Consider the following 21,973-nt stretch of genomic DNA (forward strand, 5'->3'; position numbering starts at 1 on the left):
CGCATATCGACCATTTCGTCTCGCTTATTGGCATCGACCATGTCGGCCTTGGGCTGGATTACTGGTGGGGAACTCTTCCGTTCTCCTCGCTCGATACCGTCGTTCAGGAGTGGGAGAAATACGTTAGGAAGGGTGCTTTTACCCCGGAGGTCTATCCCCGTCCACCTCATTACTACCCGCCTGAAATTGAAACGCCGGAGATGCTCCTCGGAATGACGGAGGGGCTAATTCGCCGCGGATGCAAGGAAGACGATGTCCGCAAGATACTGGGATTGAACTGGTTGCGTGTTTTCCGAGAAGTCTGGGGGGAGTGATCTTGTGACTTTCAACCTGGAAGACCTCCGCAAGCTTGGATCTAAACCTCTCGCGGTGCCTAAACAGCAGATGACTCCTCCCATCCTTTCAGTCTCTCAATTGGTCACCTCCTTTCGGCTCGGAGGCCGCTGGACCCCGGTTGTGAATGACGTGTCGTTCGAGATCTGCGCGAGGGAGACTGTCGCCGTCGTTGGCGAATCCGGATCCGGCAAGAGCGTGACTGCGCTCTCGATCATGCGGCTCAACTCCGAGCGATCGAGCGAGGTCAAAGGGTCAATTAAGCTCGAGGGCAAGGAATTGCTCACCCTGGCGGATGCCGAGATGCGCCGTATCCGCGGCAACGAAATTGCCATGATCTTCCAGGAACCAATGACTTCACTGAATCCGGTGTTGACCATTGGCTTTCAGATCGCCGAGGCGCTGATCCTGCATCGTGGCCTATCACGGTCCGAGGCTGAGATGGAGAGTGTTCGACTCTTGGATAAGGTGCGCATCCCCGCCGCGAAGGCGCGCTTGCACGAATATCCAGACCGCTTCTCGGGCGGCATGCGTCAACGCGTGATGATCGCGATGGCACTAGCCTGTCAGCCGAAACTGCTGATCGCTGACGAGCCGACGACGGCGCTTGATGTGACGATTCAGGCGCAGATCCTGGAGCTGATCAAGGAGTTGCAGGAGGAGGAGGGCATGTCAGTCCTCTTCATCACGCACGATATGGGCGTCGTCGCCGAGATCGCCGACCGAACGGTAGTCATGTATAACGGCCAGGTGGTCGAGGCCGCGCAGACCGAGGACATATTCAACAGCCCCGAACACCCCTATACGCGATCGCTGCTTTCGGCCGTTCCAAAACTTGGGTCGATGAAAGGTCGTAGGCGGCCGATGCGCTTCCCGGTTGTCGACCGTGCGACTGGCCAATCCGACGTGCCGGCCGAGGTCCCGGACACCATCAAGGAGGCCCAGCGCCCGGTGCTTGAGGTTGCCGGCCTGTCGAAGCGCTTTGAAATCCGTTCGGGTTTGTTTTCTTCGGTCAAAGGGCGCGTCTACGCCGTTGAGAATGTCTCTTTCAGCGTCAGGAGCGGCGAAACCTTGGCGCTGGTCGGCGAGTCAGGCTGTGGTAAGTCGACGACCGGCCGCACGGTGATGCGATTGACCGAGCCCCTCTCGGGCTCGATTTTGCTCGACGGTGTCGATCTTCTTAATCTTGGCCCGCACGAATTGCGCAAGCAGCGCAACCGCATCCAGATGATCTTCCAGGATCCGTTCGCATCGCTCAATCCGCGCATGAATGTCGGCACCGCTATCGTCGAGCCGCTGCTGATCAATAATATCGTGAGCCGCTCGGAAGCACGCGACAAGACCGCCGACCTCCTGCAGCGGGTGGGTCTTTCGCCCGATATGGTCAACCGATTTCCGCACGAGTTTTCGGGTGGCCAGCGTCAGCGCATCTGCATTGCGCGTGCGCTTGCGCTTGAGCCGCGGCTCATTGTGGCAGACGAGGCTGTCTCGGCGCTCGATGTTTCAGTGAAAGCACAAGTCGTCAACCTGATGCTGGATCTGCAGGCACGAATGGGGCTCGCCTATCTCTTCATCTCCCATGACATGGCGGTGGTCGAGCGCGTCAGCCACCGCGTCGCTGTCATGTATCTAGGAGAGATCGTCGAGATCGGCCCACGCGAAGCGATTTTCCAGAATCCGCAGCATCCTTATACCAAGCGGCTCCTCGCCGCAGTGCCGATCGCCGATCCGGCACGGCGCCTGCAGAAACGTCCGCTTACCAATGACGAAGTTAAGAGCCCAGTACGGCCTGCAGATTATGTTCCGCCCGTGCGCCAGTATCGCGAGGTCTCGCCCGGCCACACTGTGATGATCTGGGACCCAGAATGGGACAAAAAGGAAGCGCCGGCCGTCGCTGCCTGACGTTGTTGTGAACGGCCAGAAAAGGGGAAATAAAAATGAAGATAAGCGCTAACGGTCGCAAGAGCGTGGCTAAGAGGATAATGCTCTCGTCGTTATTTGCCGGGGTCTTTTTCGCTAGCACGGCAGTGGCGGATACGCTTCGCGTAATTGCTGACGGAGATCTCAAAACCGTAGATCCCATAGTGACGACGTCGGGCACGACCTTGGTTCATGCCTATCTGATCTACGACAAATTGTTCGAGTTCGATAAAGAAGGCATCGCCCGTCCCCAGTTGGCTGATAAAGTCGATACCAGCGCCGACAAAAAGAGCTACACGATCGCGCTTCGGAAAGGTCTAAAATTCTCCGACGGAGGCCCAATTACGACGGACGACGTTCTCCGGTCCCTGAAGCGTTGGGCATCCCGTGACCAGACTGGGCAGCTACTGGCTACTAGGCTGAAGGAGATGACGAAAGTCGATGATCTGACATTTCGCATTGAGCTGACCCAGCCGTTCGACGTCCCGGCGGCGCTTGCCGGGATCACGGGGAACCCTGCCTTCATCATGCCCAAGCGGGTTGCTTCCTTGCCACCAACAGACCAGCTCACCGATACCACCGGATCTGGGCCCTATGAGTTCGATATTTCCTCATGGAAGCCAGGGCAAACGCGCATCTATACCAAAAATCCCAATTACATCCCGCGGACCGATCCACCGAGCTTCTTTGCCGGCAAGAAAGAGGCAACCTTTGACAAAATTGAAATGGCATACGTACCAGATGCCAACACCGCAATGGCGGAGATGCTCACTGGGCAGCAAGATATTTGGGCAGCTCCTCCGCTGGATAACGCACTGGCTTTGCGGGACAATCCCGACCTCGTTGTGGCGAAAGGGTTTTTAAACCAGGGAGTTGTTGTGATTAATCACGTAGTGCCTCCGTTCGACAACAATAAGGCACGTGAGGCGCTTACCTATCTGATTGATCAAACCGAGATTAGTCGCGCGGCGGTGGGTGACCAAGAATTCTGGGAGACCTGCTATGCTTATTTGACCTGCAAGGGGACGTATGGAGACGAGTCCGCTTATAAGGGTCATCGCGGGGCAGCCGATCTAGACAAGGCGAAAGAACTCCTCAAGGAAGCCGGCTACGACGGGAAGCCGATCGTGATCCTCGACCCGACAGATTGGTCTGAAGCCCACGCTAGGGCGCTGTATTTGGGGCAGCAACTCAGAAAGGTCGGCGCTCAGGTCGACCTTCAGGCAATGGACTGGTCGACGCTGACCTCGCGCCGCACCTCCAAGGCGCCAGCTTCGGAAGGCGGCTGGAACCTCTTCCCCAACATCATGGAAGGCCAGCCAGCCTCCTCTCCGCTTACACATCTCATGCTAGCCTCTAACTGTGACAAGGCCTGGTTCGGTTGGCCCTGTGACAAGAAGATCGAGGACTTGCGAGCAGCATTCATTAGCGCAGCGGACCAGAATGAGAAGAAGAGGATCGCCAGTGAACTCCAGGCGCGTGCATCCATTTATCTCCCGTTCATCCTCACCGGAGAGAATACTGGGTCTGTCGTCTACAGAGCCGAGCTTGAAGGGTTCAACCCTGAAACGGCCGAGATGTATTTTTGGAATATCCGGCGAAAGAGCAAGTAGCGCTCCATATCTGTGGGCGTGAGGTTATTATGATCAGGTATCTCATCATCAGAATGCTCTCCATCATACCGGTGATGGGGGTGGTAACCGCCGTTGTTTTCGGGCTGACCTATTTGAGCCCGGGGGATGCGGCGGTTGTGCTGGCGGGCGACTATGCGTCGCCCGCTCAGATCGCCGCTATTCGAGAGCGGCTTCACCTCGACGCACCAATTTTACCCCAGTATTTTCATTGGCTGGGGAACGTCCTGCGGGGCGATCTCGGAAATTCGATCTTTTCTGAACAACCGGTATTGAGTCTCATCCTCTCGCGAGTTGAACCGACAATCATTTTGGCTCTCGCCGCAACGCTGGTCTCGGTTGTGATTGCTGTGCCATTGGGACTGCTGGCTGCGCGGGAAAGGGGCGGCATCGCCGATCAACTGGTATCGTTCTTCGGTATTGCCGGAACGGCAATACCCGCCTTCCTGATTGGGTATCTGCTAATATTTACGTTCGGGGTGTACTTTGGATCGATGCCCATTTCGGGGTTCCCTGGGCTCGAAGGCGGAGCATGGGAAGTTTTGAGGCATGTGCTTCTGCCGGCGACCATGTTGGGATTTGCGCAGACCGCGCTGATCACTCGGATCACGAGAGCGAGTGCGATCGAGGTCCTTAATCAGGACTTCATTCGGGTCGCGCGGGCAAAAGGCCTCGATGAGCGCACAATTATCATGCGGCACTGCCTCAGGCTCATTGCCGTGCCTCTCGTCACGATAGTTGGAATGTCGTTTGCCTATATGCTTGGTGGCGTTGTGATAACCGAGACAGTGTTTGCCATCCCGGGAGTTGGACGTCTCCTGGTCGATGCTATCCAACATAAGGATGTTCCCGTGATCCAGGGCGTCTTGCTAATAAGCTCGCTTGTATATGTTATGATCAATTTGCTGGTGGACTTGTCTTACCTTGTAATTGATCCGCGAATTAAATATACCTAGGGAAGGTTGGCGATGACGATTTCTCTCTCGTGGCGACAAAAAAAGCGCATGCCAACTCCTGTGCTGGTAGCCTCAATTTTCATGCTCGGGGTTGTGTTGGTGTCATTTTTAGCGCCGGTCCTAACTAGCGTTAACCCGTTGGCCATGATCCCCGGCGCAAGGCTGAAGCCCCCTAGCTATAGTCATTTACTGGGGACGGATATGTTCGGTCGCGACGTTCTTGCGCGTGTTCTCTACGGGGGACAGATTTCGCTCGTGATCGGGTTGGCTACAGCGGCTCTAGCGACAACGATCGGAACGATCCTGGGCCTCGTCGCCGGAGCTGGGCAACTGTCGGACAAGATCTTGATGAGGATCATGGACGGCATGATGGCTATACCTGGAATCCTGCTTGCGATTGCCTTGGCGACGATCTTCGGCGGCGGGGTCTTGACCGTGATCGTAGCTTTGGCGATCCCGGAAGTGCCGGGTGTCGCGCGCCTGGCTCGGAGCTTAACGCTGACACTGCGCGAACAAGTTTTTGTAGAGGCAGCTCGGTCCTACGGCGCTGGGCCTCTGCGCATTCTGTTCAAGTACATTCTGCCGAACGCGTTGGCTCCGATCGCAGTGCAGGCTACGTATATCTGCGGCGTGGCGATCCTTTACGAGGCTTACCTCAGCTTTGTGGGTGTTGGGGTACCACCCGAACATCCGAGTTGGGGCAACATTGTTGCCGAGGGGCGGTCCTTTGCCTTGATCGCCCCCCATATGATTCTCTATCCAAGCGTGCTTATTGCGGTAGTCGTGCTCGCAATCAATTTGATAGGCGATGGGGCACGGGACATGCTCGACCCGCGATTCGCCTTGCCTGATTGAGCTTCTCCGAGGGATGCCAAATCATGCGGCGCTCTTTGACCTTCGTGAGGTGGCGATTATACTGCAGTGTCGCTCGTTCGGCGCTTGTTGAGAGCTTCTAGAAGATTATGACCAGCCCGGATGATGTGCCCTCGCATAAACTCCACGACTTGGCGGTCGCGTTCTTTGCACATGCTCAGAATTTGGCGATGTTCGCGCTCTGCTTCTTCGAAGCCCGAAGTCAAAAGTAGCTGAATCCTGATATATCGATCAATCTGGACATTGATGCCTTGGAGAATGGCGAGTGTCTGAATGCGTCCCGCGGGCCGATAGAGACTGCGGTGAAACTCCCAGTTCAAAGCGCCTACCCTGGCAATGTCCCGCTTGTGATATGCCTCTTCGAGTCGCTTGAGAATTTGCGCGGACTGAGCCAAGTCTTCGTCCGAGAGATGCTCCAGAGAGCGGCTCAGAATATCGCATTCCAGCGTTGCCCGAAGTTCGAACAATTCCATGATCTGTTCGGATGGCAGTGTCGAAACAATCGCACCCTTGTGAATCTTGGAAACAATCAACCCGGCTGCTTCCAATTGGCGAAATGCCTCGCGCACAGGCATTCGGCTGCACTCGTATTCAGCTGCGATCGCTTCTTGTATGAGGGGGTCCCCCTCCTTGAACTCGCCACTGAGAATGCGTTCCCGCAAAGACTCCGACAGCGCCTCTGGTAGGCTCTGCCTCTGAAGACGGTATTTCGAGCGCTGCTTCTTCTGTTCTAGCATCTTGTCCATCGTTTTTTGGATCCCAAAACCCAAATTTGAAAAGCTGGCTTTTCGCTGATGCGATTGGCCTGGTGGGGGAAGGTAACCCAAAAAACAGTGACCTCAAAGGGTAGACATATCATTTGTCATCATGTAGATTGGATCCAGTTAGATCGCATATGGATGGAGAACTATGGTAAAATGGGCTGGTGTATTCCCCGCAGTGACGACAAAGCTCACAAGGGAGGGTGAGGTTGACCTGCGGGCGACGAACGACAGCCTTGACCGTCTCGTTAAGGCAGGCGTTTCCGGTGTCATTGTGCTCCCGATGCTCGGCGAAAACGCTTCGATGTCGCTGAAGGATCGTGAGGACATCATCCGCAGTGCTGTCGAAGCGGTAGCCGGTCGTGTTCCGGTGCTCTCCGGGCTTGCAGAAATCACACTCGACAATGCGAAGACCAACGCCAAGCTCTACGAATCCTTCGGCGCCCAGGGCCTAATGGTATTCCCAAGTCTCGGCTACAAGACCGACGATCGTGAAACGGTAGAGTGGTACAAGGGGGTCGCTAGGGCCTCGTCGCTGCCGATCATGATCTACAACAACCCCATCGCCTACGGCGTCGACTGCACAGTCAACGTTCTCAAGCAACTCATCGACACTGCGGAAATCGTCTGCGTTAAGGAAGAAACCGGGGATATTCGTCGCGTCACCGACATGTATGTCGAACTCGGCGACCGCTTCAGCATCTTCTGCGGCGTCGACGATCTTATTGTCGAAAGTTGCGCGCTAGGCGTCACCGGCTGGGTGTCGGGCATGACCAACGTTTGGCCATCCGAATGCGTCGAGCTCTTCAACCTCTGCGCCCAAAACAAATATGAGGAAGCGCGCGCGCTTTACCACATCCTGACGCCGTCCTTCCACCTCGACACCCACGTCAAACTGGTTCAGTACATCAAGCTTGCCGAAAACCTCGTCTACGGCGCCCCGGAATGGACGCGTGCACCACGCTTGCCGCTCGTCGGCGAAGAGCGTGACTTCGTCATATCGACGATTCAGCTAGCTATCGAGACATTGGGCAAGCGGGTGAAAAAGGCCGCCTGATTTAGGATCGGCAGGAAACCGGTGCCGTCATGAACCGATCGAATATATTACAAGGGTTGCTTCGCCTCAGGTTGGGGTATCCGCATTCGTTAGCCCAACGCAACGATCAGCAGCGGGCTGGGGAGGCAAGAAATACTGTTCGCCGGGGCGCGCGACATGCGACAAGACCTGAAACACAACAGTTTGGGGATCATGACGTCCCTCGGGGGACGCTCGTTCGGAAGACAGCAACTGAAGTTCAAAGGTCAAGAGATGGTTCATTCAACGCCGACAACCTTCGCCAGCTCTAAATCGGGCCGCCCCCGAGTAGCTATCGCTGGTTTTCAACACGAAACCAACACGTTTGCCCCGTTCGGCGCCTCCTTTGACGACTTTGTTCGGGCCGACGGCTGGCCTGCTATTACGTTCGGTGCGGCCATTTTCGATGTTTTTCCTGCGATCGAAATTCCCATCGGTGGTTTCATCGGCGCTGCGAAGGATACTTATGAATTGATACCTCTGGTCTGGGCCGCTGCGGAGCCGAGCAGCTTCGTCTCAGATGACGCGTTTGAGCGAATTGCAGGAATGATTTGCGATGGGATCACTGCCGCTGGTGCTCTCGACGCCATCTATCTAGACCTGCATGGCGCGATGGTCGTCGAATCTTACCAGGACGGGGAAGGTGAATTGTTGAGGCGCGTGCGAGAAATCGTCGGCCGAGATATTCCCATCGTGATCAGCTTGGACTTTCATGCCAATGTCACCGAGGCCATGGTCGAGCTATCCGACGGTATTACTATTTTCCGCACTTACCCTCACATAGACATGGCTGATAGTGGCAGGCGCGCCTTCAATTTACTGGAGCAGCGCATTCGCCACGGGAGGCCCTTCATCAAAGCGTTCCGGAAGGCGCCATTCCTGATCCCGCTGCCTGCCCAGTGTACTGATCTAGAGCCATGCCTATCGCTGTATGCTGGGCTGCCGGAACGGGTCAGAGGAGCAGTTCTAAACGCAGACGTCGCGCTGGGCTTTCCGTTGGCTGATATTCGCGAGTGCGGGCCAGCAGTTGTCGCTTATGGGGTCGATGAGGCGGCAGTCGCAAACGCGGCAGATATGCAACTGAACGATATACTGGAGGCTGAAGAAAGATTCCATATGTCGCTTCTGGATGTAAAGGAAGCTGTCGAATATGCTGCTCGCAACGGGCGCAAAGGTTCACTGATTGTCCTTGCCGATGTGCAGGACAACCCTGGCTGTGGAGGAACGTCGGATACCATCGGGCTTCTAAAGGGTATGGTAGAGGGCGGCCTTCGAAATAGTGTGCTTGGCTTGCTTTGGGATCCAGAAGCGGCTGAAACAGCCCACGTTGCGGGTTTGGGCGCTGAACTCGAGGTGCGACTTGGTGGACGCTACGGGTACGATTCGGAACCATATAACGTTAGAGTTCGTGTGGAAGCGCTTTCCGATGGAGTGTTCACGGCTAATGGGGCATGCCTAGGCGGTGTGCAAGTACATCTTGGGCGCATGGCACGCTTGCTCATCCTTGACTCTGGATCGAGCGTACAGGTCGTCGTAGCAAGTGTCCGCTTTCAGTGTCTCGATCAGGATCTGTTTCGCGCGGTTGGGATAGAGCCGAGCAAACAGTCGGTTGTGGCAGTCAAAAGCGCAGTTCACTTCCGTGCCGACTTCGCACCCATCGCTGAAGAGATACTTACGGTGCAGTCCCCTGGAGCGCATTGGTGCCGGAATGACACCCTTGGCTATAAGAACCTGCGCGACGGCGTACGCAGCATGCCGATCTCGATGGCCAGTCAGCGGAGTGAGTTTCAAATTGCCGAGAACCGAGAGTAACAACTTTTGAATCAGGGCAAGCAGAGTAATCGACCATACGGTTACACCTCTCCCTTTATGGGAAGCTTCCGCCGGATAGGCGCGCGGAATCTGATTCGACGCTGCAGGCGACAACGGTGCCAAGCCCGGCCAATCTAGCGAGTGGCTTCACCTTTCGCCTCCGCGGTTCGCTCGCGATTGAGCATTGTCGCTCCGAAGTTCCGCCGGTCATCGGTCATCGGCGCTTTCCGGTAGGGTTGGTTGTTGACGCCAACCGATTTCGGAAGGAACATCAATGACCGACGACATGATGAACCTGTGCACGCTCGTGGAGAAGACCCGGATGCCGATCTCCTGCGGGAGATGATCGGCCTTGCCGCCGAGCGGCTGATGGAAATGGACTTGGGCGCGGCCACCGGCGCCCCCTGTGGCGAGAAGAACCTGTTGCGCACGGCCCAGCGAAACGGCTATCGCGAGCGCCACTGGGAGACGCGCGCCGGCACCGTCGAGCTGCGCATCCCGAAGCTCAGGAAGGGAAGCTACTTCCCGGGTTTACTCGAACCGCGCCGCATGGCCGAGAAGGCGCTAACCGCCGTCATCGAGGAACCTTATGTGCGAGGCCATCTCGACCCGGTCGGTTGACCGCCATGGGAATGGCGGCATCTCCAAGAGCCAGGTCTCTCGGCTATGCGAGGAGATCGATGGCAAGGTGAAGGCTTTCCTCGAGCGGCCGATCGAAGGCGATTGGCAATACCTGTGAATTGACGCCACTTACCCGAAGGTCCGCCGCGGTGGGCCGATCGATCATGCCGTCGGCGTCACGCGGACGGCCGGCGCGAGGTACTGGGCATGGAGATTGGCACGTGGGAGGCGGAGCCGATCGTAACTGCCCGGTTGTTACCGCGGAGATTTCGCTTTGATGCGAGCGATGAGTTCCTGGTCATCGACGAAGGCAGGCGGCGACAATCGGGCGGTTACAGCCGATCTGGACGGAGTTCCTGCGCAAGCTGACCCGTCGCGGCCTGCGCGGCGTCTCGTCGTCTCCGATGCCGATGAAGGCATCAACGCGGCCGCACCAAGATTCCGTCGGCCACACGGCAGCGCTATCGCATCCACTTGATGAGGAACGTACTTGCCCATGGCGGCAATAGCGGCCCGCAGGGCTGTCTTGGCCTCCATCGCCACCGCTTTCGCCAGGATCCAGCAGGCCGCATTAACCGCCGTTTACCATAAATTCACACAACTTCACAACCGCAAATCGCCGACGATGCTACTTTCACGACAGGTCTGAGATTAGGCGCGCCAAAAAGGCTGACGCCGATTTACGCTTCGGACTGAGACACGGCATGCAACTCGGGATCAAAAGCGAATGGCCAAAAGAGCGCTTATCCTGGTTGAAGGCTCGAGGACTGGTCTGTTATACATCCAGGCAGCCCAGCGTCTTGGACTTCATCCTATTACCCTGTCGGCTGATCCAGCTCAGTACGACTATATTGTGACGGAAGAGGCTGAGGCAATCCGTGTCGATACAGACGATCTCGATGCCTTGATCGATGAATGTTCCCGGCTGCGTGCGACTTATGGCATTGCTGGCATTACGTGCGCCAAAGAGTCGGTCTATGCGACAGTTGGCAAGCTCTGCCGCCATTTCGATCTACCGGGACCAGACCCTACATCGATAGAACAATGTTGCGATAAATTCACCCAACGTCAGCTCCTCGCGGAGGCTGGCATTCAAGTGCCGTCCTATCGCTTGGCAACGAATGCGGCGGACATAGAAAGCTCTGCCGCTGAAATTGGGCTGCCGGTAATTCTTAAGCCAGCCGTAGGAGTCGGCAGCAGCGGTGTCCGATTATGCCGGAACGTCGATGAGTTGGCCGAACACGCAACCTATCTGTTGGGCGGGAAGCACATATGGCGATCTTCGCCGCGGATACTGATCGAAGAGTTCGCCCAAGGCCCCTACTATAGCGCCGATATAATGGGTGATGAGGTCATCGGAATTTACGCTGGGGAGTTCGGCCCCCACCCGCATTTCGTCTTTCGTGAATTCACCCTACCGGCCCCTCTGACTGATGACGAGCACGAGCGTATAGCCCGCGTTTCGCTGAGCTGCTTGCGAGCTCTCGGCCTTGGATGGGGGCCAACGTGCATTGAATTCCGGTGGACGAAGCTTGGCCCAGTCGTCATTGAAGTCAATCCGCGTCTTGGTGGCGCGCCCGGTCCTCAACTGGTTCAGCTGACTTACGGGCTCGATCTGGTCACCGAGCACATCAAGCTTGTCATCGGCAACGAATGGGATTTGCGCAGAAGGCATTCTCAGATTGCGGCTGCGCGAATCCTAGTTCCGGATCGCGATGGCACCCTCGATCGGATCGACGGCGACAGTCGGGCGGCTGCTATACCAGGCGTCGCCGAGGTCGAATTCTATATTGGGCCCAAGACGTCGATCGTCAGGAAAGGCGATCACCGGGACTGGATCGGACATGTTATCGCCGCCTCAAGCAGCCGGGCTCGTACCGAAGCGATACTTCAGCGTGCCGTCGATTTAATTGATTGGTCGATCACACCATTTCCGATCCCCGGCGAACAGGAACAGTGTGCGGCCCCTCAACTCTCCGCACCAGCGCAGGTGGCACTAGATAAGAGGTGATCGTCGCGAATATTGATCTAATTGAAAGCACAAGAGAGACGTGCGGCCCTTGTCGACAAGCCTTCGCCGCGCGCTGCCCAGCCATGGGTGCGTGTCTAGGTCAGCAGAGAAGATGGCCTTGGTGGCAATGGGCCCGAGTCCGCTTGATACAACATGAAACCAGGTCGCCGCTCATTCACACGTCAAACAATGTGACAGCACCATTCGTAGTGCACGCACGAAGACGGACTAAGGTTTGGCAACTCCCATGAAGTCGAAAGCAAAATTTCCAATCAGACGACAAAGTTTACCTGAAATGCTCGCTGAGGCTTTGCGAGAGCGCATTCTTAGCGGCGAAATCGGGGACGGCGACTCCCTCGTGCAGGATACTATCGCAGAACAGTATGAGGTGAGCCGAGTGCCAGTTCGCGAGGCGCTCCGACAATTGGAGGCGCAAGGACTGGTCTCCCGCAGAACGCATAAGGGCGCAGTCGCCATTTCAACGAAGCGCGAGACAGTCATCGAACTGCTAAAGCTCAGGATTCTTTTAGAGTGCGACATTCTAACACATGCACTTTCACTTCATAAGAAACCAGACCTATCGGCCGCCGAGGGTATTCTGGATAAACTTGAGGAAACTTGCCAGGACAATCCTAAACGCGGAGATTTGAATTGGAAGTTCCACAAATGCCTATACATTCCTTCTAACCGTACAGAAACATTATCGATTGTTGAGAAAATGCACCTACGCACTGGTCACCTCGTTCGAGTACCGCTTGTAGCGTCTGGTCGAATTCATGCTGCTGATAAGGAGCATCGCGAGCTTCTAAGGCTATGCGCTGAGCGCAATTCGGCCGCAATAGACTATCTTCGTCGTCATATATGTAGTATTATCGAGTCGTTTCCCTGAAATCGCTTTTATAAGGTGTACGTGTCTATTTCCCAGCGGGGCGATGGATTTAAGCAAGGCTTGGGCGAACATCGTCACCATGACGCCGGTGCTCTTCGAGCGAAGTCGGAGAACCTGGCCGCACTCGATTCGAGTAGAATGCGGCGGTTTGTTGCCTGCAGGAATGCACTGTTCTCGGATCAAACTGGGGTGGCGACGGTTTCTCCCTAATTTGAAGGATACGATTGCAAGCCGCTGCGCCTGCGGCAGGAAGGGAAGGGCAGCGGCAACCCCCGCCGGCTATTGCGCTGGCGGAAACGAGTGCGTCGTCGTCCAGAAGGACGCCATTCTGCATCAATGCCTGCTGCACTGCCTCGGTCACCAGGCCGGCCAAGGTCTCTTGCGAAATTCCTTCAGGCGGGTTCTGAAATCTGGTCATACATCTGTCTTGCGCGCCGCGCTCCCATCCCCAGTCGCGGCGGTTTCTAAACGGCTATAACGAACAGCTGCAATCGCAATGGCAACAGACGCAGCGACTGGACGATTGCTGTCTTGCATTTGACAGCCCAACTGCTGGGGCAATCCGAAATGTTGACGTTCATGACCTGCCTTTCTTGCTGTGCCACGGAAGGAGTGCCACTCCTTTGGCCTTCAGCAGAGCGCTGCTCGCGATGCCGAGCAGCCCGATGACAATGCCGACGGTGATCCGGTATAGTTCTGCAGCTGTAGCATTCACAGGTGTAGCAGCCTATTCCGAACTGGCTGAGGTCTGTCGGCAGTGACCAATCAGAACCAGAAGGTGACCATTCCTTGCAGGGGCTGTCGAATGCCTTTGAGACCTAAATGCTCGCTGCAAAAGTAGTTCAGGCGCTCGCCTTTTGGGGTTGGCTGAACGTATTGTCAGGGCGGGGCAGACCGAAATGGTCTCGTAGCGTTGCCCCGTCATAGTCGTGCCGGAAAGTCCGCGCCTGCGCAAGATCGGCACCACTTCGTCGGCGAAGACGTCGAACCCGCGCTGCAGATAGGGCGGCATGATATTGAAGCCGTCCGCGGCACCGTTGTCGAACGATTGCGGGATGTTGTCGGCGATCTGTTCGGGCGTCCCGGCCTGGACCCAATGCCCGCGCCCCGGCGAGGCGGTGGAGCAACTGGCGGATGGTTGGATTCTCCCGCTCGATAATGTCGAGTACGACCTGGAAGCGACTGCTCGCACCGCGCTCGCCTTCGACACTGATGAGCTCGCGCGAAAATGGCCCGTCCAGATCTTAGCTGGAAAGGTCGGCATCTACGATGCGGGGTAGCGGGTGAAGAGAATATTCCGGCTGCGTCACGCCGCAGGTAAGCATGCACGACGCCATTGCTCACCCCGAGCGTGCGCGCGATGGCGCGCTCGGTCAGGCCCTAGACATGCCTTAGACGTAAAGCTTCTCTGATCCGGGCATCGACAATCTCTGGGTTGGCATCAGGCTTCCTCGTTTCGAACGAGGCATCCTGCAGACTGGCTGAGTTGTCGGCCGAAGCGTCCAGCACCTTCGAAAAGCTGCTCACCATCGTCTGAAATCGCTGCTCACGATCCCGCGAAATCGTTGCTCATGATCTCGTGAAATCCGTGCTCACGATTGTCTGAAATACGCAATCGAATCGAGAAGAGGGTCACTTCCGGCCCGTCGCGGCTCTGCCGCGAAAACAGGTGTCCGACCACCCAGTCCTCTCCGCAGCTGATCTAGCGCAGGGCGTTCATGAGCCGCGTATCCCAAGAGTGGCTGCGTGCACGACGCAGGGAGATCATTTATGAAAATCCTATTCAGTACGATGGCTGTCCCCTTGCTGGCAGCCACCGCTTTTGCTGCGGATTCGATCCCCGCAGACCTCAGAGAAACGGCACTGGCCACCTTCAGGGCTTTGCCATCCACCACGCCGGCAGTCGCCAACAACCCGATCACCCCGGAAAAGATCGCTCTCGGCAAGGCACTGTTCTTCGATCCACGCGTTTCTGCGTCAGGTGTCTTGTCGTGCAACTCGTGCCACAACCTGGCCACCGGCGGCGACGACAATCACGAAACCTCGATCGGCCATGGTTGGCAGAAGGGACCGCGCAACGCGCCGACTGTACTGAACGCTGTCTTCAACATCGCCCAGTTCTGGGACGGTCGTGCCGAAGACCTGAAGGCTCAGGCGAAGGGCCCGGTCCAAGCCGGGATCGAAATGGCCAATACACCGGGCCAAGTCATCGCCACGCTCAAGTCGATGCCGCAATATGTCGAGTGGTTCGATGCAGCTTTTCCGGCTGAGGCCGATCGGGTCACCTTCGACAACCTCGCCAAGGCAATCGAAGCCTTCGAGGCGACACTGGTCACGCCGGCCCCCTTCGACAGCTTCCTCAATGGCGATGACGCCGCCATGACTTCCGAACAGAAACAGGGCCTGGCGCTTTTCATGGACAAAGGCTGCTCGTCCTGCCATGGCGGCATCAACGTTGGTGGGGAAGCCTATTACCCATTCGGCCTCGTGGAACAGCCCAGCGCCGAGGTCCTGCCGGAAAAAGACAAGGGCCGATTTGCGGTCACCAATGCAGCCGACGATTCCTATGTTTTCCGCGTGGCGCCGCTGCGCAACGTTGCACTCACCGCGCCATACTTTCATTCGGGCAAGGTTTGGGATCTGAAACAGGCCGTTGCCATCATGGGAACCACCCAGCTTGGCGTGGTACTGGCGGACGAAGAAGTCGACCTGCTTGTTGCCTTCCTCAACTCGCTGACCGGAAAGGCAGCCGAGGTCGCCTATCCCATCTTACCCGCCGAAACGGCGACAACACCCCGGCCTATAACGCAGATCTTAGGAAAATAAACGGCCAGCTGACTGCGGAACATCGCAATTGACAATGTTTGCGACTTTTACTAGACGAGACGATTCGCGACGTCCATGAGAACGCAAATGGCTCGTTTCCAAAGTGCAGACACTGCTTCCGTCACCAGCTCGTTGCGATGGAATCATGTTTGGGATCTGGCGTGCGACATGCCAAGGAAGGCGTCTGACGCATGAGGCTCGCGCGCTGTCGATACCGCGCGGCGGCCGGCCATCGCGCTGGCGGCCGAATTGCCGTGCGCCGAAGTGATCGGCCCCCTTAGTGCGAAGGGGCAGCCACTCCGTCCTCCATGTCCAGCGATTCTTCGACTGCTTCCGGATTCCGGGCGATGGTCCAAAGGAGGGTATTCGCCGCTGCATCCGGTTTCGAGCGACCTTGCTCCCAGTTTCGAAGCGTTGCCAGATCGAGGCCATACCTCACGGAGAATGCCTCCTGAGAGAGCTTCGTGCGATCCCGGACTTCGCGAACACTTATCGGCCGCGGCGCATGAACCTTCGCGATCACGCCTGCGGACGACAGTTCATTCTTCAGTGCCAATAGGTCGTCGACGCAAGGAACCGTCACGAACGCCTTGCCGTGATCGACCATCTCCGTGAGTATCGCGTGGGCCGTCCTGAGCGGCAGCTGTCTCTTAACGAGAATCCGGGTGGCCTCAGGAGTATTCGCGCCGTGAAGAAAACTGAGGCTCAGTCGGACGGGAGAGCCTGACGACACCGGGACGACGTCCCGGGTTCGCACCCGTTGTCCGTACCGCTCCATGAATTTCGATTTAGTCGACATTAAGCTTCTCCGCGATCACTCGACCGAGCTTGCGCGATTTGGACCATCCCCACTGGAGGCATCGCGATAAAAGTTCGCCAAACAACGCTAAGGGAGAACAAGCAGTGATCTGATTTCGTTCGACGCTCGTTTTCGAGAGCCGTTCTGGGTCGTTCGCAATCAACTGTGTAGGCCAGCGGAGCGAGCAAGGAGCGCCAGATCCGGACAGGGCTGAGTGGGTGTTTCTCCGAAAGGGGGGCCATGCCCTAAGGGACACGAGATATTGTGGACTCGTCGATCCGCGCGGTTTCGATTCGCGCTCCCGGGCACAACGCTTGGATAAGTCCCATCAGATGCTCTCCGGTGGCCGTCATCTGTTTAGCTGACATTGGGCCGAGGGCTTCCAGCACGAGCCACATGGCGCGGGTATCGACCGTGACCATGGTGCGCCGCCCCTGCCGCCAGTTCCAGCGGCGGCACGTGACACCGGCATCATCGCACCAGATGACTTCGCCCGGTTCGGGATGCTCGGTTACCATTTCACCTTGCTGGATCGTGTCGAATGGCTCCGCTCCCTTCGCAATTAAAAGTCTCGGGACCCCCTGGTAAAGATCGAGATCCTCCCCGCCAATCGGAACGCCATACAACACGCTGACGGCATTGTAGGCATCAACCAGTGGGGATATCCGCGGGAGAGAGCCATCTTTCCGCACCCGCTTGAGAAGCGCGGCGGCCGAGCACGGCGTTCGATTGGCCTTTGTGCCGAAAGCCTCGTAGGCAACGGCCCACGCCGCAAGATGCGCGTCCCTTTGGGCGTCATCGCGAAGCGCCGCCTGTTCCGCCGCCGCAATCGTGTCGTTCAACGCCTGTGCATCCGGCACGTCGATTTCAGCGTTCCGCACCACAATGCTGATCAGATGAAAATCCGGGTAGCGGGCCTTGATCTCGGGGGCAATCAATGGCGTGAAAGACATGGGATGCTCTTTTCTCATGGGGAGGCTTTGCGCTGCGGGTCGTTCGGGAAATGTTTGAAGAAAGGTGCTTGTCGAGAGTCCAGATCTTCTGGCATCGGCATGGTGCATGCCGCACCATGCGCTGGATAATTCCATCATTCGGCCGTGGACAAGGCCTGGTAGAGATCGTCGATTATGTCTTGCGGGTGCTCGAGCCCGTCTCGGCCGGCAACAAGCTACGCCTCCGCCAGATCCTCCATTTCATAGGAGGCAGCGGGCGCGATATGGATGTGAAGCAGCTTTCCTTGCCGGGTCATGCATCGCTCTCGGAAATTCGTCTCGCACGAAAAATCTGCCGCCAAACTGGCCTGATCAACAGCACCAGTTGCGTGGCGTTTTCCCAGTCCAGTTGGCTTTGCAAAACGAAATGCGGTTCAGCCCAAGGGTCGGTTTCCTCGCCAGCACGCCACGTCCCCGCCGTTTTAGCCACCGTGTCCCGGCAACGCGTCTTGCACCTGCTTGACAACCGCTCGCAGGATCTCAACGCCCTTCTCGATCTGCCGAATGCTCAAGGCGGCATAGCCCATGACAAGCCCCATGCGATCGATGTGGCCTTCGTCCGACTGCCGCTCGTAAAGGGGCGAGATCAGGTGCAGCCCCAGGCCCGCGCCTCGGGCGGCTTCGACCAGGGTCGTTTCCCGCGATCGCGGCAGTTCGTCGAACCAAACGACGACGTGCAGACCGGCCTCTGCTCCCTGGACCGCGATGCGATCTCCGAAGCTGCGCCGCAAGGCGCCCAACAACGTCCCCCGACGCTCGCCGTTCAGCCTGCGCACGCGCCGCACATGGCTTTCGTAGCCGCCACTCTCGATCAAAGAGGCCAGAGCCTCCTGTTCAGCCACCGGCGAATGCCGGTCCGCGAATTGTTTGGCGGTAGCGAAGACCTCCTGCAATTCCGTCGGGACGACGAGATAGCCGATACGCAGCATCGGCGAGAGCGTTTTGGAGATCGTGCCGAGGTAGATGACAGCCCCGTGGTCCTCAAGACTGTGCAGCGGAGGGACCGGATTGATGTCGTAGCGATATTCGCTGTCGTAGTCGTCCTCGATCACATAGGCGTTGTTGTGCCGCGCCCATTCCAGAAGCTGATGGCGGCGCGCGATCGGCATGACGCCGCCCAGCGGAAACTGATGCGATGGCGTGACATAGGCCAGTCGCGCCCCGATCCCCGCCAGCAACTCCGTCTTCATCCCGTCCTCGTCGACGGTGACGGGGATGGGCAAGGCACCCGTACTGGCAAAGACCTGACGCGCCATCCTGTAGCACGGGTCCTCGATGACGAAGCGGTCGGCGCGATCGAGAAGCAGGCGAGCGCACAGATCGAGGCCCTGCTGCGAACCGTTGACGATGATGATCTGCTCGAGGTCGCAGCTCAGGGTTCGGGCGCGCCAGAGATAGCCCTGGAGCGCCTGGCGCAGCCGGCGCGAGCCGCGAGGATCGTCATAGGCAAGACGCAACGGGCGCTGCCCCATCGCCTCGTTCATCGCACGTTTCCAGACCAATGCGGGGAAGTCTGACGGCGCCAGGTCGCCATAGCGGAAATCGACCTTCAGCCCAGTCGGCAGATAATCCGGCCAGGGCGGCGTGACGCGCAGTCGTTCGCCATAGGCGGACAGATGAACCGGGCCGACTCGTTTCGCGACAGTGCGGCTCGTCTCAGGACCGATCAGCGAAGATGCAACGCGGGGTCGTGCGCCTTGACGGACGTCGATGAAACCTTCCGCAGCCAGTTGCTCATAGGCGACCGTCACCGTCGTTCGCGAAACCCCAAGGTCATTTGCGAGGCCTCGGGAGGACGGCAGCTGACTGCCGGTTTCGTAGACACTTCCGAGGATCTGCTCGCGAAGAGCCTCGTAGATCTGGCGTGCACCCATCGCGTGCGAGCGACCTGCAGAACCGGCACTTGAAGACTGGACCATTTCATTCATCGCCAACTGGATATTTCACATTGGCCAGTTTGCCGTCAAATCTTTCGGAAACCCAAGAAAGATCTTAGAGGCCGAATGACCCGTTCCTATCAATCCGAAACCGATGCTCTCACGCGGTCGCTCAACGACACCGGTCCCGGATTTGCCACTCGGGCGATCCATCATGGCTACGATCCGGCCGGCTTTTCCGATGCCGTTCAGCCGCCAGTCTTCTTGACCTCGACCTATGGATTCGAAAGCGTGGCAGCGAACGAGGCCGCCGCCGCCCTTGGCGGAAGGCTCTATGCGCGCGAATACAATCCCACGACGGAGATCCTCGAGCAACGGCTCGCCAATCTGGAAGGAGCCGAGGCAGGTTTGGTCGTTGCCTCTGGGATGGCGGCTTTCGGCACACTGATCTTGTCGCTCCTGTCCCAAGGGGATGAACTCATCGTCCACAAGACACTTTATGCGAACACGCTTGCCATGGTCGAACAGGCGGTCCCCCGCTTCGGCATCAAGGTCGTCGCGGTCGACCTGTCCGATCCTCACAATCTCGATGCCGCGATCACCGAGCGGACCCGGCTTGTTTTCTTCGAGACGCCGGTGAATCCGCTGAGCCGCATCTGCGACATCGCTGCCATTGCCGAGCGCGCCCACGCGCGCGGTGTAAAGGTTGCAGTCGACAGCACCTTCGCCTCCCCCGCGCTCCAGCGGCCGCTCGAACATGGGGCAGACCTCGTGCTCCACTCGCTGACCAAATACATCAATGGGCACGGCGATGCCCTTGGCGGGGCGATTCTCGGCGACGCGCAAACGCTCCGCACGCTGCACGAAACGGGCCTGCGCTACATCACCGGCGCAGCGCTCTCGCCCATGTCAGCCTTCCTGATCCTGCGCGGTCTGAAGACGCTCACGCTGCGCATGGAACGGCACAGCGCCACTGCCCTTGCGGTGGCTCAGGCGCTCCAGGCGCACCCGGCGGTGGCATGGGTGAGTTATCCCTTCCTCGACTCGCACCCTGATCAGGTGACGGCGCGAAAGCAGATGTCCCAAGGGTCGGGCATGTTGGCCTTTGGCCTCCACGCTGGGTTCGAGGGCGCGCGGCGGATGATGGACCGGCTCAACCTGATCACCCGGGCTGTCAGCCTCGGCGATGCCGACAGTCTCATCTATCATCCGGCAAGCCTGACCCGTGCTCGTCAGCCGATCCGCAAGGATGCGCATCTGGCCGATGGAGTCGGCGAGGACCTCATGCGTCTCTCGGTGGGTCTTGAAGACGCCGATGACCTAATCGCCGACCTGCGGCGGGCTCTGGACGCCTTGTGATGACTTGTCGTCCGGCCAGTCCTGCGCTCACGCACAAACCTGGAGCCTTGCCATGGCATTCCTGAGCGGCCTTTCCGCGTTTCCCATCACGCCGACCGATCGTGACGGCCGTGTCGATACCGTTGCTCTGCGCAAGCTGATTGCCAGGCTTTGCGCCGCTCAGGTCGATTCCATCGGTCTTCTCGGCAGCACCGGCACATACATGTATCTGTCGCGCGAGGAACGGGGACGGGCGCTCGCCGAGACCTTAAACGAAACCGCAGGGCGAATGCCGGTCGTGGTGGGTGTGGGCGCGCTGCGCACCGACGAAGCAGTGAGGTTCGCGCAGGACGCCAAGGCCCTTGGAGCTGCCGCGGGGCTGCTTGCGGCCGCCTCCTACACCCCGCTCACTGAGGACGAGGTGTTCGAACATTTCTCGACGGTGGCGTGCGAGAGCGGCCTGCCGATTGTCGTCTACGACAATCCAGGAACGACGCATTTCCATTTCACCCCAGCACTCGTCAGCCGCCTGGCAAAGGTGGGTGGGATTGTCGCTATCAAGAATCCGACAGACAAGGGCGATGCGATCAAGAGCCATCTGGCCGACCAGAGGCGCACTGTGCCGGAAGGGTTCTCAATCGGCTACAGCGGCGACTGGAACGCCGCAGAGGCCATGATCGCTGGCGCTGACACATGGTACAGCGTCCTCGCGGGCATCCTGCCCGAGGTCTGCACAAAGATCGTCACGGCGGCGCAGCAGGGCGATGCGGCCGAAGCGCGACGGATCGATGCCACGCTTGCGCCGCTCTGGAGCCTCTTCATGGAGTTCTCGAGCCTTCGCGTCGTCTATGCACTTGCCGAATTGCTCGACATTTGCCGTGCCGACCCCCCGCGTCCCATCCTGCCTCTGCCCTCAGCAGCGAAGCGCCAGATCGCCGCCGCGTTGGAACGCTTGCCATCGGATGCCAGCCGGTGAACAGCGAACCCGGCGGCCAGTGAAAGGAACTGTCATGTATGTACCCGTTCATTTCGATGAACCGAGCCGAGAAGTCCTTTGCGAACTGATCGAGAAGAGCGCACTTGGCATGCTGATAACCCATGGCCGGAGCGGTCTCGACGCCAATCACATCCCCTTCGAACTCGACACGTCACAGGGAGAAAACGGTACCCTTTACTCCTGCGCGATTAGTACACGTGCCGAAGGAAAGTGCACTTTCTCGCTCGAGTGACTTATTTCAAAGGATGTGATCGCGTTTTGG

At 58.0% G+C, this 21,973-nt stretch carries 17 protein-coding genes and 6 pseudogenes; 15 read left to right on the forward strand and 8 right to left on the reverse strand.

Annotated elements, in window-relative coordinates; all coding sequences use genetic code 11:
- From NKH21_RS09980 to NKH21_RS10000, 5 genes and pseudogenes are all read left to right on the forward strand, one after another.
- Window positions 1–314: pseudogene (locus NKH21_RS09980) on the forward strand (dipeptidase); the annotation flags it as partial.
- A 70-nt stretch (window positions 315–384) separates the two neighbouring features.
- A complete protein-coding gene (locus tag NKH21_RS09985; protein ID WP_352864921.1) occupies window positions 385–2,235 on the forward strand; it encodes an ABC transporter ATP-binding protein in 1,851 nt (616 codons plus the stop codon).
- A 35-nt stretch (window positions 2,236–2,270) separates the two neighbouring features.
- On the forward strand, window positions 2,271–3,866 hold the full coding sequence (locus NKH21_RS09990) for an ABC transporter substrate-binding protein (RefSeq protein ID WP_352864592.1): 1,596 nt from the start codon (window positions 2,271–2,273) through the stop codon (window positions 3,864–3,866).
- Window positions 3,867–3,895: 29 nt separating this feature from the next.
- Window positions 3,896–4,840 (forward strand): ABC transporter permease, encoded by a 945-nt coding sequence (locus NKH21_RS09995; protein ID WP_352864595.1) that lies wholly within the window; start codon window positions 3,896–3,898, stop codon window positions 4,838–4,840.
- Window positions 4,841–4,852: 12 nt separating this feature from the next.
- On the forward strand, window positions 4,853–5,695 hold the full coding sequence (locus tag NKH21_RS10000) for an ABC transporter permease (protein ID WP_352864598.1): 843 nt from the start codon (window positions 4,853–4,855) through the stop codon (window positions 5,693–5,695).
- A 56-nt stretch (window positions 5,696–5,751) separates the two neighbouring features.
- On the opposite strand, the gene NKH21_RS10005 is transcribed toward NKH21_RS10000, so the two are convergent.
- Window positions 5,752–6,459: a GntR family transcriptional regulator gene (locus NKH21_RS10005; RefSeq protein WP_352864600.1), complete on the reverse strand. Its 708-nt coding sequence runs from the start codon at window positions 6,457–6,459 to the stop codon at window positions 5,752–5,754.
- A 163-nt stretch (window positions 6,460–6,622) separates the two neighbouring features.
- Here NKH21_RS10005 and NKH21_RS10010 point away from each other — a divergent pair, with 163 nt between their 5' ends.
- From NKH21_RS10010 to NKH21_RS10030, 6 genes and pseudogenes are all read left to right on the forward strand, one after another.
- Window positions 6,623–7,531, forward strand: coding sequence for a dihydrodipicolinate synthase family protein (locus tag NKH21_RS10010; RefSeq protein ID WP_352864603.1), 909 nt, complete (start codon window positions 6,623–6,625; stop codon window positions 7,529–7,531).
- Between the two features lie 156 nt (window positions 7,532–7,687).
- Window positions 7,688–9,361, forward strand: coding sequence for a M81 family metallopeptidase (locus NKH21_RS10015; RefSeq protein WP_352864605.1), 1,674 nt, complete (start codon window positions 7,688–7,690; stop codon window positions 9,359–9,361).
- Window positions 9,362–9,635: 274 nt separating this feature from the next.
- Window positions 9,636–10,216 (forward strand): annotated as a pseudogene (locus NKH21_RS10020) (transposase); the annotation flags it as partial.
- Between the two features lie 107 nt (window positions 10,217–10,323).
- Window positions 10,324–10,538: pseudogene (locus NKH21_RS32775) on the forward strand (transposase); the annotation flags it as partial.
- A gap of 171 nt (window positions 10,539–10,709) precedes the next feature.
- Complete coding sequence (locus NKH21_RS10025; protein WP_352864607.1) at window positions 10,710–11,993, forward strand: ATP-grasp domain-containing protein; 1,284 nt, start codon at window positions 10,710–10,712, stop codon at window positions 11,991–11,993.
- Window positions 11,994–12,240: 247 nt separating this feature from the next.
- A complete protein-coding gene (locus NKH21_RS10030) occupies window positions 12,241–12,882 on the forward strand; it encodes a GntR family transcriptional regulator (protein ID WP_352864609.1) in 642 nt (213 codons plus the stop codon).
- Between the two features lie 49 nt (window positions 12,883–12,931).
- Here NKH21_RS10030 and NKH21_RS32780 read toward each other — a convergent pair whose 3' ends face one another.
- The 3 genes and pseudogenes from NKH21_RS32780 to NKH21_RS10040 form a co-directional block, all read right to left on the reverse strand.
- On the reverse strand, window positions 12,932–13,300 hold the full coding sequence (locus NKH21_RS32780; protein ID WP_502911887.1) for a hypothetical protein: 369 nt from the start codon (window positions 13,298–13,300) through the stop codon (window positions 12,932–12,934).
- A gap of 424 nt (window positions 13,301–13,724) precedes the next feature.
- Window positions 13,725–14,186: pseudogene (locus NKH21_RS10035) on the reverse strand (LLM class flavin-dependent oxidoreductase); the annotation flags it as partial.
- A pseudogene (locus NKH21_RS10040) lies at window positions 14,164–14,324 on the reverse strand (sigma factor-like helix-turn-helix DNA-binding protein); the annotation flags it as partial. The pseudogenes NKH21_RS10035 and NKH21_RS10040, both read right to left, overlap by 23 nt.
- A 328-nt stretch (window positions 14,325–14,652) precedes the next feature.
- Here NKH21_RS10040 and NKH21_RS10045 point away from each other — a divergent pair.
- On the forward strand, window positions 14,653–15,708 hold the full coding sequence (locus tag NKH21_RS10045) for a cytochrome-c peroxidase (protein WP_352864611.1): 1,056 nt from the start codon (window positions 14,653–14,655) through the stop codon (window positions 15,706–15,708).
- A gap of 277 nt (window positions 15,709–15,985) precedes the next feature.
- Here NKH21_RS10045 and NKH21_RS10050 read toward each other — a convergent pair whose 3' ends face one another.
- From NKH21_RS10050 to pdxR, 4 genes and pseudogenes are all read right to left on the reverse strand, one after another.
- Window positions 15,986–16,507: a helix-turn-helix domain-containing protein gene (locus NKH21_RS10050; protein ID WP_352864613.1), complete on the reverse strand. Its 522-nt coding sequence runs from the start codon at window positions 16,505–16,507 to the stop codon at window positions 15,986–15,988.
- 245 nt (window positions 16,508–16,752) lie between these two features.
- Window positions 16,753–17,460, reverse strand: coding sequence for a B3/B4 domain-containing protein (locus NKH21_RS10055; protein ID WP_352864615.1), 708 nt, complete (start codon window positions 17,458–17,460; stop codon window positions 16,753–16,755).
- Between the two features lie 218 nt (window positions 17,461–17,678).
- Window positions 17,679–17,756, reverse strand: a pseudogene (locus NKH21_RS10060) (MOSC domain-containing protein); the annotation flags it as partial.
- A gap of 165 nt (window positions 17,757–17,921) precedes the next feature.
- On the reverse strand, window positions 17,922–19,418 hold the full coding sequence (gene pdxR, locus NKH21_RS10065) for a MocR-like pyridoxine biosynthesis transcription factor PdxR (protein ID WP_502911888.1): 1,497 nt from the start codon (window positions 19,416–19,418) through the stop codon (window positions 17,922–17,924).
- 84 nt (window positions 19,419–19,502) lie between these two features.
- On the opposite strand from pdxR, the gene NKH21_RS10070 reads away from it, so the two are divergent.
- From NKH21_RS10070 to NKH21_RS10080, 3 genes are read left to right on the forward strand one after another with little or no spacing between them, the layout of a single operon-like run.
- Window positions 19,503–20,735 carry a trans-sulfuration enzyme family protein gene (locus NKH21_RS10070; protein ID WP_352864617.1) on the forward strand — a complete coding sequence of 411 codons (1,233 nt, stop codon included), beginning with the start codon at window positions 19,503–19,505 and terminating at the stop codon, window positions 20,733–20,735.
- A gap of 52 nt (window positions 20,736–20,787) precedes the next feature.
- Window positions 20,788–21,690 carry a dihydrodipicolinate synthase family protein gene (locus NKH21_RS10075; protein WP_352864619.1) on the forward strand — a complete coding sequence of 301 codons (903 nt, stop codon included), beginning with the start codon at window positions 20,788–20,790 and terminating at the stop codon, window positions 21,688–21,690.
- 34 nt (window positions 21,691–21,724) lie between these two features.
- Window positions 21,725–21,943 carry an FMN-binding negative transcriptional regulator gene (locus NKH21_RS10080; protein ID WP_352493360.1) on the forward strand — a complete coding sequence of 73 codons (219 nt, stop codon included), beginning with the start codon at window positions 21,725–21,727 and terminating at the stop codon, window positions 21,941–21,943.
- Window positions 21,944–21,973: the final 30 nt, after the last annotated feature.

This window comes from Mesorhizobium sp. M1329 (assembly GCF_040318035.1).
In the GTDB taxonomy this organism is placed as follows: domain Bacteria; phylum Pseudomonadota; class Alphaproteobacteria; order Rhizobiales; family Rhizobiaceae; genus Mesorhizobium.